Here is a 13,664-nt window from a genome sequence, read left to right as displayed (position 1 = left end):
CAACTGTGTGGGATAGAGGTTCCAGAGCGTTTTGGAATATTCGTCAGGCGGCGATCAATTGATAGGCCACGCTGAACATCATCACCGCCACCAACAGGTCCAGCAGGCGCCAGGTGGCCGGCCGCGCCAGCCACGGTGCCAGCCATGCCGCGCCGAGCGCCAGGGTGGCGAACCACAGGAACGATGCACTGGCCGCCCCGGCCACGTAGGCGCCGGGTTCGGTTTGTTGTGCGCCGAGTGAGCCGATCAGCAGCACCGTGTCCAGATAGACGTGGGGATTGAGTAGCGTCACTGCCAAAGCGCTGAGCATCACGGCACGCAGTGAGCGGGTCTTGAGGTTGCCGCCTTGCTCCAGGCTCTGCCGGGAAAACGCCCGGCGCAGCGCCAGGGTGCCGTACCACAACAGGAACGCCGCGCCGCCCCAGCGGGCAATCGCCAGCAGCAGCGGGTTTTGCGCCAGCACCGTGGCCAGGCCGAACACCCCGGCGGCCACCAACAACGCATCGCACACCACGCACAACGCCGCCACGGGCAAGTGATGCTCACGGCGCAGGCTTTGCGCGAGGACAAAGGCGTTCTGGGTGCCGATGGCCATGATCAAACCGAGGGCCACCAACAGGCCGTTAACATAGCTTTGCCACATAGGATTTACTCCGCGCCTGCCGCCAGTTGCCGCAGTACTTGCATCGCGCGTTCAGCATCGGCGCGGCCAACGAACAGGTGATCGTGGTAATAACCGGCAATCACATTGCAACTGATGCCGGCCTGGCCCAGTGCACTGGCGAACGCGGCGGTGAGGCCCACGGCTTCCAGGGCCGAATGCACGTTCAGGGTGATCCACGCGGCGACGTAGTCGAAGGCCAGGCCCGCCTGTTCCGCCTGCTGGCGCTCGACGATGACCGTCAGGCCTTCCCTCTCGCGAAAGCTGCCGATCACTTCGCAACCCGTCGGGATACGCTGGTCGGGCAGGGTGCAGAACACATAATCGCCGTCATTCAGCTGCGGGCTCATGCTGCGTAGCAGGGTTGCCAGGGCGGTTTCGCCAGCCATGTGAAGTTCCTTGAATAGAGAGAAGCAATGCTGGTCATTCTCACGGGCTAAGCTGTATAAGAAAAACCAATATTGCTGATCGCTCATTAGAGAAACTGATGTTCGACTATAAATTGCTTTCCGCTCTGGCAGCGGTGGTGGAACAGGCCGGCTTCGAGCGCGGCGCCCAGGTGCTCGGGGTGTCGCAATCGGCGATCTCCCAGCGCATCAAATTGCTGGAGGCGCGCATCGGCCAACCGGTGCTGGTACGCGCCACGCCGCCGACGCCCACCGACATCGGCCGGCGCCTGCTCAACCATGTGCAGCAGGTGCGCCTGCTGGAGCGCGACCTGCAAAGCCAGGTGCCAGCGCTGGACGCAGAGGGCATGCCCGAACGCCTGCGCATCGCCCTGAATGCCGACAGCCTCGCCACCTGGTGGGCCGAGGCCGTCAGCGTGTTTTGTGCCGAGCAACACCTGTTGCTGGACCTGGTGGTAGAAGACCAGACCGTCGGCCTCAAGCGCATGCGCGCCGGCGAGGTGGCGGCATGTATCTGTGCCAGTGAACGGCCGGTGGCCGGGGCCCGCAGCTTGTTGCTCGGCGCCATGCGTTACCGTGCGCTGGCCAGTCCGGCCTTTATCGCCCGGCACTTTCCCGAGGGCGTACGCGCCGACCAACTCGCGCGCACGCCGGCGTTGGTGTTTGGCCCGGATGATTTCCTGCAGCATCGCTACCTGGCGTCTCTCGGCGTGGACGGCGGTTTCGAACACCATTTGTGCCCGTCGTCCGAAGGCTTTATCCGCCTCACCGAGGCCGGGCTCGGCTGGGGCCTGGTGCCGGAATTGCAGGTGCGCGACCAACTGGAAAAGGGCGTGTTGGTGGAGTTGTTGCCAGATAAGCCCATCGACGTGCCGCTGTACTGGCATCATTGGCGCAGTGGCGGGCAACTGTTGGGCTTGTTGACCGACCATCTGGCCCAGGCGTGTGGCCAATGGTTGGTGCCGTTGGAGTGATGGCGCGCGTCAAGGCAACAGCGATGAAAAACGAAAGAGCACGGAGTAATACATGAAAATTCTGGTCACCGGCGCAAGCGGCTTCATTGGCGGGCGCTTTGCGCGTTTCGCCCTGGAGCAAGGCCTGGACGTACGGGTCAACGGGCGGCGTGCCGAAGGTGTGGAACACCTGGTCAGGCGCGGCGCCGAGTTTATCCAGGGTGATTTGAATGATGCCGACCTGGTGCGCGACCTGTGCCGCGACGTCGAAGCCGTGGTGCATTGCGCCGGCGCCGTGGGGCTGTGGGGCAAATATCAGGACTTCCATCAAGGCAATGTGCTGGTGACCGAGAATGTCGTCGAGGCCTGCCTTAAACAGCGGGTCGGACGCTTGGTCCACCTGTCGTCGCCGTCGATCTACTTTGACGGCCGCGACCATCTGGGCCTGACCGAAGAGCAAGTGCCCAAGCGCTTCAAGCATCCTTATGCGGCGACCAAATACCTGGCCGAGCAAAAAGTCTTTGGTGCGCAGGAATTCGGCCTTGAAGTGCTGGCCCTGCGCCCGCGCTTTGTCACCGGCGCCGGTGACATGAGCATCTTCCCGCGCCTGCTGAAGATGCAGCGCAAGAACCGCCTGGCCATCGTCGGCGACGGTTTGAACAAAGTCGATTTCACCAGCGTGCACAACCTCAACGAAGCCTTGCTCAGCAGTTTGCTCGCCACCGGCTCGGCGTTGGGCAAGGCCTACAACATCAGCAACGGCACCCCGGTGCCCGTGTGGGATGTGGTGAACTACGTGATGCGCCAAATGGAATTGCCGCAGGTGAAACGTTACCGGTCCTACGGCTTGTCCTACAGCGTGGCGGCGCTCAACGAAGCATTCTGTGCGATGTGGCCGGGGCGCCCGGAGCCGGCGCTGTCGCGTTTGGGCATGCAAGTGATGAACAAAGATTTCACCCTCGATATCAGCCGTGCCAGGCATTATCTGGACTACGAGCCCAAGGTCAGCCTGTGGACCGCCCTCGACGAGTTTTGCAGCTGGTGGAAGGCCCAGGATCCGGGGCTGAAGTAAGGTCACAACAGGCAACACATCGGGAACCGAATTCGTGGTTCCGGGTCGATCAGAGCAACAGGACAGCGGTTTATACTCCCGCCGCTCGCCACCTCACCGATTCAGGGTTGATTCATGCGTAACGATGCCAAAGACGATTTCGACAACGTTCCCAGCCTGCGGGCCGACCTGGGGGATGACGACGATTTCGAACCTACCCCCGCCACGTCGGTGCGCTCGCGCAGCACGCCGGTGGTCAAGGTCAAGAGCGCCAGCACCGGGCCATTGTGGGCCTTGGTCGGCGCCTTGTTGATCGCCTTTGCCGGCCTGGCCTGGTGGAGCTTCCAGCAGATCTCCCTGATGGGCCAGCAACTGGTCGCGACCCAGGAAAGCTTTGCGCGCATCAGCGAAGAAGCGGCGGGGCGCCTGCAGGATATTTCCGGCAAGGTCGTCGCCAGTGAAGCCAGTGTGAGCAACGGCAGCGAAGCGCTGAAGTTGCAGATCCGCCAGTTGGAAACCCAGTTGCTCGAACAGGGCAAGCAACAGGTTGGCGTGGCCGGCCAGGCCACCGAGCTGGACAAGCGCCTGGCGCAAATGAGCGCCAGCACCACCGAGCTGTCGAGTGCCAACAGCAAGCTGCAAGGCCAGGTCCAGGCCCTGACCGACGCCGTGGCTACCCTGAAAGCGGCGCAAGGTGATGCGGCCAGGCGCGATGCCGAATTCAAGGAGCTGGTGGCCGATGTGGCCGCGCTGAAGAAGCAAGGCAACCCCAGTGCGGCCATTGCCCGTCTGGAGCAGGACCTGGTGGTGCTCAAGAGCGCCCAGGACAACCAGCCGGCCAACAGCGATGCGCCGACCAACAAGGAGTTCGATGTGTTCCGCATCCAGACCACCCGCAACATCACCACGTTGCAGAGCCAGGTGCAGAACCTGCACCAACGGCTCAGTGAGCCGGCGAAGGTCATTCCGCTGAGCCAGTGATCAACAGCCAGGAGGTGCTCAACCTGTGGGCGCTGGCTTGTGTGGGAGCTGGCTTGCCTGCGATAGCGGTCTATCAGTCGCATCATTGCCAACTGATCCACCGCTATCGCAGGCAAGCCAGCTCCCACAGTTGTATTGGGGTCGAGAGTTGAAGAAGTGTCACTGCTTGGTGACATTTCCCATCCCCTTCGTTACTTGCCCCCCGGGCCCCCTTGTTTAGACTCCGGTCATCCCACAAACAATAATAAGGGCCACCCATGACCACCCAACCTCTGCCTGCCAGCAGTTGGCTGAACGCGCCTGCCCATCACGCCTGGCTGGCGGCCGAAGGCCAGCGCCTGCTGGCCTTCGCCAAGGCTTCGCGACTGCCCGACGGTTTCGGCAACCTGGACGAAAAAGGCCAGTTGCCAGCCGATGCCCACGCCGAAACCATGAACACCGCCCGCATGACCCACAGCTTCGCCATGGCCCACGCCCTGGGGTTGCCGGGTTACGCCGACTTGGTCGCCCACGGTGTCGCGGCCCTCAGCGGCCCGTTGAAGGATGCGGCACATGGCGGCTGGTTCGCCACACCCCACGCCCTCGATGGCAACCATGGCAAGGCCGCCTATCTACACGCCTTTGTCGCCCTGGCCGCCAGTTCTGCCGTGGTGGCGGGCGCCCCCGGTGCACACCATCTGTTGAACGACGCTGTCCATATCATCGACCAATTTTTCTGGAGCGAGGAAGAGGGCGTGATGCTCGAATCCTTCGCCCAGGACTGGAGCGCGGTCGAAGCCTATCGCGGCGCCAACAGCAACATGCACGCCACCGAAGCGTTCCTCGCCCTGGCCGATGTGACCGGTGAAACACGCTGGCTGGACCGCGCGCTGCGGATCGTCGAGCGGGTGATCCACACCCACGCTGCCGTCAACCAATTTATGGTGATCGAGCATTTCGACGCGCAATGGCAACCTTTGCTCGGTTACAACGAAGACAACCCCGCCGACGGCTTCCGCCCTTACGGCATCACCCCCGGCCATGGTTTTGAGTGGGCGCGGCTGGTGCTGCACCTGGAAGCCGCGCGCCAGCAAGCCGGGCTGGCCACGCCGGACTGGCTGCTGACCGACGCCAAGGGCCTGTTCGCCAGCGCCTGCGAATACGCCTGGGCCGTCGATGGTGCCCCGGGCATTGTCTACACCCTCGACTGGAACCACCGCCCGGTGGTGCGTGAGCGCCTGCACTGGACCCATGCCGAAGCCAGCGCCGCCGCCCAGGCCTTGCTCAAACGCACCGGTGAGCTGCACTACGAAACCTGGTATCGGCGCGTCTGGGAATTCTGCGAAACCCATTTCATCGACCGCATCCACGGCAGCTGGCACCACGAACTCAGCCCGCACAACCAGCCCAGCAGCACCATCTGGGGCGGCAAGCCGGACCTGTACCATGCCTGGCAAGCGGTGGTGCTGCCTGCGCTACCCTTGGCACCCAGCATGGCCAGTGCCATCGGGGATGGGCGCTATGTCACCAGCTGGTGACATTTGTACGTCCCTTTGTTACCTGCGCCGCAAAAATCCATGTTTAAACTCCGTGCAGCGCAAGCTCTAGACTTGCATGCATAACAACAAAAAAAGGTACTCAGATGAACGCGATTAATCGCCTCGCCGTCGCTATTTCCATTGCCTCGTTGTTTCCCCTCACTGCATTTGCCGCCGACTCCAAAGGCACGGTCGAAGTGGTGCATTGGTGGACCTCTGGCGGTGAAAAGGCGGCTGTAGATGTCCTGAAGGCCCAAGTCGAGAAAGACGGTTTCACCTGGAAAGACGGCGCCGTTGCCGGTGGCGGTGGTGCCACGGCCATGACCGTGCTGAAAAGCCGCGCAGTTGCCGGCAACCCACCCGGCGTTGCCCAGATCAAAGGCCCCGATATCCAGGAATGGGCGTCCACCGGCCTGCTCGACACCGACGTGCTCAAAGACGTCGCCAAAGAAGAAAAGTGGGACTCCCTGCTCGACAAGAAAGTCTCCGATACCGTGAAGTTCGACGGTGACTACGTCGCCGTACCGGTCAACATCCACCGCGTGAACTGGCTGTGGATCAACCCGGAAGTCTTCAAGAAAGCCGGTATCACCAAGAACCCGACCACCCTCGAAGAATTCTACGCCGCCGGCGACAAGCTCAAAGCCGCGGGCTTCATCGCGCTCGCCCACGGTGGCCAGCCTTGGCAGGACAGCACCGTATTTGAAGCCGTGGTCCTGTCGGTGATGGGTGCCGATGGCTACAAGAAAGCCCTGGTGGACCTGGACAACGCTGCGCTGACCGGCCCGGAAATGGTCAAGTCCCTCACCGAATTGAAGAAAGTCGCGACCTACATGGACGTTGACGGCAAAGGCCAGGACTGGAACCTCGAAGCGGGCAAAGTCATCAACGGCAAGGCCGGCATGCAGATCATGGGTGACTGGGCCAAGTCCGAGTGGACCGCCGCGAAGAAAGTCGCTGGCAAGGACTACGAGTGCGTAGCCTTCCCGGGAACCGACAAGGCGTTCACCTACAACATCGACTCCCTGGCGGTGTTCAAGCAGAAAGACAAAGGCACTGCTGCCGGCCAGCAGGACATTGCCAAAGTCGTGCTGGGTGAAAACTTCCAGAAAGTGTTCAGCATCAACAAAGGCTCGATCCCTGTTCGTAACGACATGCTCCATGAAATGGACAAGCTCGGCTTCGACTCCTGCGCCCAGACCGCTGCCAAGGACTTCCTCGCGGATGCCAAGACTGGCGGCCTGCAACCAAGCATGGCGCACAACATGGCCACCAACCTGGCGGTGCAAGGTGCGTTCTTTGACGTCGTGACCAACTTCCTCAACGACCCGAAAGCCGACCCGGCCGACACCGCCAAGAAGCTGGGCGCTGCGATCAAGTCTGCCAAGTAACGTCTGGTACCGGCTTTCTGTGGGAGCCGGGCTTGCCCGCGATGCAGGCACCTCGGTGTATCGGTTACACCGAGGTGACGCCATCGCAGGCAAGCCAGCTCCCACATAAGCCGCGTTCCATCAGAGAGTCACCCTGTAGTCCTTTTTCCCTGTATTGGATTTCCCCATGAGTTCTGTTGCTGTGTTCAGCAAAGCCTCGCCGTTCGATGCACTGCAGCGCTGGCTACCGAAATTGGTGCTGGCGCCAAGCATGTTCATCGTGTTGGTGGGCTTCTACGGCTACATCCTGTGGACGTTTGTGTTGTCGTTCACCACGTCCACCTTCCTGCCCAGCTACAAGTGGGCGGGCCTGGCGCAATACGAGCGCCTGTTCGACAACGACCGCTGGTGGGTGGCGAGCAAGAACCTGGCGCTGTTTGGCGGCATGTTTATCGGCATCACGTTGGTGATCGGTGTACTGCTGGCGGTGTTCCTCGACCAGCGTATCCGTCGCGAAGGCTTTATCCGCACCATTTACCTGTACCCGATGGCGCTGTCGATGATCGTCACCGGTACGGCCTGGAAATGGCTGCTCAACCCGGGCATGGGCCTGGACAAACTCCTGCGGGACTGGGGCTGGGAAGGCTTCCGTCTCGACTGGCTGATCGCCCCGGATCGCGTGGTCTACTGCCTGGTGATCGCCGCTGTGTGGCAAGCCTCGGGCTTTATCATGGCGATGTTTCTCGCCGGCCTGCGTGGGGTTGATCAGTCGATCATCCGCGCCGCGCAGATCGACGGCGCCAGCCTGCCGCGCATCTACTGGAGCGTGGTGCTGCCAAGCCTGCGCCCGGTGTTCTTCAGTGCGGTGATGATCCTCGCGCACATTGCGATCAAGAGCTTCGACCTGGTGGCGGCGATGACCGCCGGTGGCCCGGGCTATTCGTCCGACCTGCCGGCGATGTTCATGTACTCGTTCACCTTCAGCCGTGGCCAGATGGGCATGGGTTCGGCCAGTGCCATCCTGATGCTCGGTGCGATCCTCGCGATCATCGTGCCTTACCTCTACTCCGAGCTGAGGACCAAACGTAATGACTAGTCTCGCCTCCAAACCTGCCATCAGCCTGAGTCGCATCGCGATCTACGCGGTGCTGATCCTCGCCGTGCTGCTGTACCTGGTGCCGCTGGTGGTGATGCTGCTCACCAGCTTCAAGACCCCGGACGACATCAGCAACGGCAACCTGCTGAGCTGGCCGACCGTGGTCACCGGCATCGGCTGGGTCAAGGCCTGGGCCACGGTGGACGGTTACTTCTGGAACTCGATCAAGATCACCGTTCCGGCCGTACTGATCTCCACCGCCATCGGCGCGTTGAACGGCTATGTGCTGTCGTTCTGGCGCTTCAAAGGTTCGCAGTTGTTCTTCGGCCTGCTGTTGTTCGGCTGCTTCCTGCCGTTCCAGACCGTGCTGCTGCCGGCGTCGTTCACCCTGGGCAAGATGGGCCTGGCCAGCACCACCACCGGCCTGGTGTTTATCCATGTGGTCTACGGCCTGGCGTTCACCACGCTGTTCTTCCGTAACTACTACGTGAGCATTCCCGATGCACTGGTGAAGGCCGCACGCCTGGATGGCGCAGGATTTTTCACTATCTTTCGTCGAATCATCCTGCCGATGTCCACCCCGATCATCATGGTCTGCCTGATCTGGCAATTTACCCAGATCTGGAACGACTTCCTGTTCGGTGTGGTGTTCTCCAGTGGCGACTCGCAGCCCATCACGGTGGCGCTGAACAACCTGGTCAACACCAGCACCGGGGCCAAGGAATATAACGTGGATATGGCAGCGGCGATGATCGCCGGGTTGCCGACCCTGCTGGTCTATGTGATCGCAGGCAAGTATTTCGTGCGCGGCCTCACGGCCGGCGCGGTCAAGGGGTAATCATGGCTACGCTTGAACTTCGCAATGTAAACAAGACCTATGGCCCCGGCCTGCCCGACACCTTGAAGAATATCGAGCTGTCGATCAAGGAAGGCGAATTCCTGATCCTGGTCGGCCCTTCGGGTTGCGGCAAATCCACGCTGATGAACTGCATCGCTGGCCTGGAGACCATCACCGGCGGCGCGATCATGATCGGCGATCAGGACGTCAGCGGCATGAGCCCCAAGGATCGAGACATCGCCATGGTGTTCCAGTCCTACGCGCTGTACCCGACCATGAGCGTGCGCGAAAACATCGAGTTCGGCCTGAAAATTCGCAAGATGCCCCAGGCTGACATCGACACCGAAGTGGCGCGCGTGGCCAAGCTGTTGCAGATCGAACACCTGCTCAACCGCAAGCCGGGCCAGCTGTCCGGTGGCCAGCAACAACGTGTGGCCATGGGCCGCGCCCTGGCACGCCGGCCGAAGATCTACCTGTTCGACGAACCGCTGTCCAACCTCGACGCCAAGCTGCGCGTCGAGATGCGCACCGAAATGAAACTGATGCACCAGCGTCTGAAAACCACCACCGTCTACGTCACCCACGACCAGATCGAAGCGATGACCCTGGGCGACAAAGTGGCGGTGATGAAGGATGGCATCATCCAGCAGTTCGGCACGCCGAAAGACATCTACAACAACCCGGCCAACCAGTTCGTGGCGAGCTTTATCGGCTCGCCGCCGATGAACTTCGTGCCCCTGCGCCTGCAGCGCAAGGACGGTCGCCTGGTGGCCCTGCTCGACAGCGGCCAGGCCCGCTGCGAGCTGGCGCTGAACGTGACCGATGCCGGCCTGGAAGACCGCGACGTGATCCTCGGCCTGCGCCCGGAGCAAATCATGCTGGCGGCGGGCGAGGGTGACAGTGCGTCGAGCATTCGTGCCGAAGTGCAGGTCACCGAGCCGACCGGCCCGGACACCCTGGTCTTCGTGCAGCTCAATGACACCAAGGTCTGCTGCCGCCTGGCACCCGACGTGGCACCGCAGGTGGGCGAGACCCTGACCCTGCAATTCGATCCATCCAAGGTGTTGCTGTTCGACGCCAATACCGGTGAGCGTCTGGGCACTGTGCAGTCACAGCCTACTCCTGTGGGAGCCGGGCTTGCCCGCGATGGCATCAGCGCGTTGTAACTGAAGGACCGAGTTGCCTGCATCGCGGGCAAGCCCGGCTCCCACAAAAGAAGATAAGTTGTTGTTTTAGATAAAAAAAGTAAACCGCGTTAGATAAAAACAGTTTAATAACAATAAAGACGAGGATGTAGGGATGAAAAAGCAACACAACACTACCCGGCTGATCTGCCAACTGTCAGCGGCAGCAGCCCTGGTTTTGTCCGCCAATGCGATGGCGGACGAAGCATTCAGCGCCGATTCCAAGTGGATGACCGGCGATTGGGGCGGCGAACGAACCAAGCTCATCGAGCAAGGTATCGATATCAAGGCTGACTACGTCGGCGAAATGGGCTACAACGCCCACGGCGGCTACAACACCGACAAGACCGGTCGCTACTCCGACCAGTTCGGCTTGGGCGTGGCGCTGGACCTGCAAAAACTGTGGGGCTGGGACAACACCCAGGCCAAGATCCAGTTGACCAACCGTAATGGCCAGAACATCTCCAACGACCGTATTGGCGACCCGCGTGCCGGCACGCTGAGTTCGTCGATGGAAGTCTACGGTCGTGGCCACATGGTGCGCCTGACCCAGTTCTGGATTCAGCACCAGATGTTCGACAACAAGCTGGACGTGAAACTCGGCTACTTCGGCGAAGGCGAAGATTTCAACACCTTCCCGTGCGACTTCCAGAACCTGTCGTTCTGCGGTTCCCAAGTCGGCAACTACGTGAGCACCTGGTACAACTGGCCGGTCAGCCAGGCGGCAATCCGCGTGAAGTACCACATCACGCCTGAGCTGTACGCACAAATCGGTGCGTACAACCAGAACCCGTCGCAGCTGGAGCACGGCAACGGCTTCAAGCTCAGCGGCAGTGGCACCAAGGGCACCGTGATCCCGGTGGAATTGGTCTGGTCGCCGAAGGTCAATAACCTGCCGGGCGAATACCGTGTGGGTTACTACAAAAGCGCCGCCGAGGCTTCTGACGTACGTGAAGACGTCAATGGCAACGATGCTGCGACCACGCGCGCGGACTACCGCACCCACAGCAGCAAAAAAGGCTACTGGTTCGTTGCACAGCAGCAACTCACCACCCATAACGGCGACGCTTCCCGTGGTCTGAACATCGCGGCCAACGCCACGTTCCACGACAAGGAAACCAACACCGTCGACAATTACCAGTCGCTGATGCTGGTGTACAAAGGCCCATTCGACGCGCGTCCAAAAGATGACGTCGGCATTGGCGCGGCGCGTCTGCACGTCAACAATGACGTGAAGAAAAACGCCGAGCTGCTCAACGCCTCCAACGGCGTGAGCGACTACGACAACCCGCTGTACACGCCGATCCGCGAGACCGAGTACAACTTCGAAATCAACTACGGTTTCCACGTCACCAACTGGCTGACCGTGCGTCCTAACCTGCAATACGTCGTGCAACCTGGCGGCGTGGATAAAGTCGACAACGCGCTGGTGGCCGGCCTGAAAATTCAGTCTACGTTCTAACGCTGTTGCGATAAGCTCCTTCTCTCTGTGCGCATTTTGCGGGTAGCCATGGCTATCCGCTTTTTTTTGGGGAAGGGGAGCACATCCCCTGTGGGAGCTGGCTTGCCTGCGATGCAGGCGACGCGGTGCAGCAGGCAAACCGCGTTGATGCCATCGCAGGCAAGCCAGCTCCCACAAAGACATTCAGGACTGTGGCAAATGCACGAGCAACCGCTGCAACGCTTTTTCAAATCCCTGCGTGAACAGCCAGTGTTCGCCTGGGAGCGCTTCCAGATGCGCGACGTATTGGTGATCGACCACCCGCTGTGCCAGGCAGTGTTCAGTCGCCAGGGCGCGCAACTGTTGCACTTTCAACCCACGGGGCAAAAACCCTGGCTGTGGTGCGCGGCGAAGTGGCCGCAAGTCGGCGCTATCCGTGGCGGCGTGCCGGTGTGCTGGCCGTGGTATGGCCGTCATCCTAGCGAGAACGCGTGGCCGTCCCATGGTTGGGCGCGCTTGATCGACTGGAAACTGCTCGACAGCAGCACCGACGACGACGGCGTGCGCCTGCACTGGCAATTGCAGCTGTGCGACTGGCAGGTGGATTTGCACGCGCACCTGGGCGACACCCTGGAATTGCGCCTGAGCACCGAGCACCAGGACGAGCTGCCGTGCCAATTGAGCCATGCTTTTGCATGCCTATTGGCGTATTGGTCACGTCGATGAGATAGCGCTGTCTGGGCTCGACGGCGCGCAAGGCTATGACCAGCTCAGCCGCCAGGCCTGCCAGCAGGAAGGTGAGTTGCGGGTGGACGGTGGGTGCCAGCGGGTGTTCCAGCATGATGGGGAATTGCAACTCAAGGACCACGCCTGGCAGCGTGAACTGTGCATCGATACCGGCGCCAGCGCCGACACGGTGGTGTGGCATCCGGGCAGCCGGCCGCTGTTGGGGGTGAGCTTCAACGAGGCGTCGGGGTTTGTGTGTGTGGAGTCGGCGATGGCCAGTGCAAGCCTGGCGCCGGGGGAGAGGGCGCATTTGAGTTTGCAGGCGCGGGCTGGGGGTTAGCGGTGTGGCTGCTGGCCCCATCGCGGGCAAGCCCGCTCCCACAGGGGAATGCATTCCAACTGTGTGGGAGCGGGCTTGCCCGCGATGAGGCCAGTACGGCTGGTAGAGATTCCAGCCTTAGTTGAACTCATCCCCAACCGGATACCGGCTGTCATTCAAGCTCTCTTTGATCTTGCGCAAATGCGGCTGGAAATCCACGCCACGGCGCAAGGTCATGCCGGTCGCCAGCACGTCCAGTACCGTCAACTGAATGATCCGCGAGGTCATCGGCATGTAGATGTCGGTATCTTCCGGCAACGGAATATTCAGGCTCACCGTACTGGCCTTGGCCAGCGGTGAGTTCTCGGCAGTCACGCCCAGCACCGAAGCACCGTTGCTGCGGGCGATACGCGCCACTTCCACCAACTCGCGGGTACGCCCGGTGTAGGAAATAATCACGAACAGCTCGCCCGTATGCGCCACCGAAGCGATCATGCGCTGCATCAGCACGTCCGCGTGGGCGGTGACCGACAGGTTGAAGCGGAAGAACTTGTGCAGCGCATCCATGGCCACCGGTGCCGAAGCGCCAAGGCCGAAGAAGTGGATCTGCCGCGCCTGGATCAACAGGTCCACGGCCTTGCTGATCAGGTTCGGGTCCAGTGCCTGGCAAGCGCTGTCCAGGGAGGCAATGGCACTGCCAAAGATCTTCTGGGTGTAGGCCTCGGGGTTATCATCGGCTTCCACGGCGCGGCTGACGTACGCCGCGCCACTGGCCAGGCTTTGCGCCAGTTGCAGTTTCAGTTCAGGGTAGCCGCTGACACCGAACGAGCGGCAGAAGCGGTTGACCGTCGGTTCACTGACCGAGGCGGCTTGGGCGAGGGCAGCGATAGAGAAGCGGGTCGCCTGCTGTGGGTTGAGCAGGATGACCTCGGCGACTTTTTTCTCGGCCTTGTTCAATTCTTCGAGGCGGTTCCGGATCTGTTCCAGAAGATTTCGCACGCGGTCCATTCAGTCTTTCCTTCGGGCGACGATGCAAATAAAAGGTGGCAACCAATCGATCAGTGGTCTTTTGCGGTGGCCTATCCTACTGAGGGTAGCTGAACACCACCACTCGGAATGC

General features: G+C 61.3%; 12 protein-coding genes and 1 pseudogene. 10 read left to right on the top strand and 3 right to left on the bottom strand.

The window, feature by feature from the left end; all coding sequences use genetic code 11:
- Positions 1-43 precede the first annotated feature (43 nt).
- Both PSH87_RS21925 and PSH87_RS21920 read right to left on the bottom strand, forming a co-directional pair.
- Positions 44-643 (bottom strand): LysE/ArgO family amino acid transporter, encoded by a 600-nt coding sequence (locus tag PSH87_RS21925; RefSeq protein ID WP_017737968.1) that lies wholly within the window; start codon positions 641-643, stop codon positions 44-46.
- A 5-nt stretch (positions 644-648) separates the two neighbouring features.
- Positions 649-1,050, bottom strand: coding sequence for an ACT domain-containing protein (locus PSH87_RS21920; protein WP_017737967.1), 402 nt, complete (start codon positions 1,048-1,050; stop codon positions 649-651).
- A 98-nt stretch (positions 1,051-1,148) separates the two neighbouring features.
- Between PSH87_RS21920 and PSH87_RS21915 the strand changes: the two genes are divergently transcribed.
- From PSH87_RS21915 to PSH87_RS21870, 10 genes and pseudogenes are all read left to right on the top strand, one after another.
- A complete protein-coding gene (locus tag PSH87_RS21915) occupies positions 1,149-2,042 on the top strand; it encodes a LysR family transcriptional regulator ArgP (protein ID WP_207040712.1) in 894 nt (297 codons plus the stop codon).
- A 52-nt stretch (positions 2,043-2,094) separates the two neighbouring features.
- Entirely contained in the window at positions 2,095-3,093 is a 999-nt protein-coding gene (locus tag PSH87_RS21910; protein ID WP_017737965.1) for an NAD(P)-dependent oxidoreductase, read from the top strand.
- 114 nt (positions 3,094-3,207) lie between these two features.
- A complete protein-coding gene (locus PSH87_RS21905) occupies positions 3,208-4,053 on the top strand; it encodes an ATPase (protein WP_305431101.1) in 846 nt (281 codons plus the stop codon).
- 257 nt (positions 4,054-4,310) lie between these two features.
- The gene (locus PSH87_RS21900; RefSeq protein WP_305431099.1) at positions 4,311-5,570 is read left to right on the top strand and encodes an AGE family epimerase/isomerase; all 1,260 of its coding nucleotides are present in this window, start codon (positions 4,311-4,313) and stop codon (positions 5,568-5,570) included.
- Positions 5,571-5,674: 104 nt separating this feature from the next.
- Complete coding sequence (locus PSH87_RS21895) at positions 5,675-6,961, top strand: ABC transporter substrate-binding protein (RefSeq protein ID WP_017737962.1); 1,287 nt, start codon at positions 5,675-5,677, stop codon at positions 6,959-6,961.
- 166 nt (positions 6,962-7,127) lie between these two features.
- Complete coding sequence (locus PSH87_RS21890) at positions 7,128-8,036, top strand: carbohydrate ABC transporter permease (RefSeq protein WP_305431096.1); 909 nt, start codon at positions 7,128-7,130, stop codon at positions 8,034-8,036.
- A complete protein-coding gene (locus tag PSH87_RS21885; RefSeq protein ID WP_017737960.1) occupies positions 8,029-8,874 on the top strand; it encodes a carbohydrate ABC transporter permease in 846 nt (281 codons plus the stop codon). Before PSH87_RS21890 ends, PSH87_RS21885 begins: the two co-directional genes overlap by 8 nt.
- A gap of 2 nt (positions 8,875-8,876) precedes the next feature.
- Positions 8,877-10,040, top strand: coding sequence for an ABC transporter ATP-binding protein (locus tag PSH87_RS21880; protein WP_017737959.1), 1,164 nt, complete (start codon positions 8,877-8,879; stop codon positions 10,038-10,040).
- Between the two features lie 133 nt (positions 10,041-10,173).
- Positions 10,174-11,520, top strand: coding sequence for a carbohydrate porin (locus PSH87_RS21875; protein ID WP_017737958.1), 1,347 nt, complete (start codon positions 10,174-10,176; stop codon positions 11,518-11,520).
- A gap of 198 nt (positions 11,521-11,718) precedes the next feature.
- A pseudogene (locus PSH87_RS21870) lies at positions 11,719-12,565 on the top strand (D-hexose-6-phosphate mutarotase).
- A gap of 117 nt (positions 12,566-12,682) precedes the next feature.
- Here the strand turns inward: PSH87_RS21870 and PSH87_RS21865 are convergent.
- Entirely contained in the window at positions 12,683-13,543 is an 861-nt protein-coding gene (locus tag PSH87_RS21865; RefSeq protein ID WP_177325322.1) for a MurR/RpiR family transcriptional regulator, read from the bottom strand.
- Between the last annotated feature and the right edge of the window lie 121 nt (positions 13,544-13,664).

The sequence above is a fragment of the Pseudomonas sp. FP453 genome (genome assembly GCF_030687495.1).
Classification (GTDB): Bacteria; Pseudomonadota; Gammaproteobacteria; order Pseudomonadales; family Pseudomonadaceae; genus Aquipseudomonas.
The sequence above is the reverse complement of the archived record's forward strand: the minus strand, read 5'-3'. Positions and strand labels throughout refer to the sequence as shown.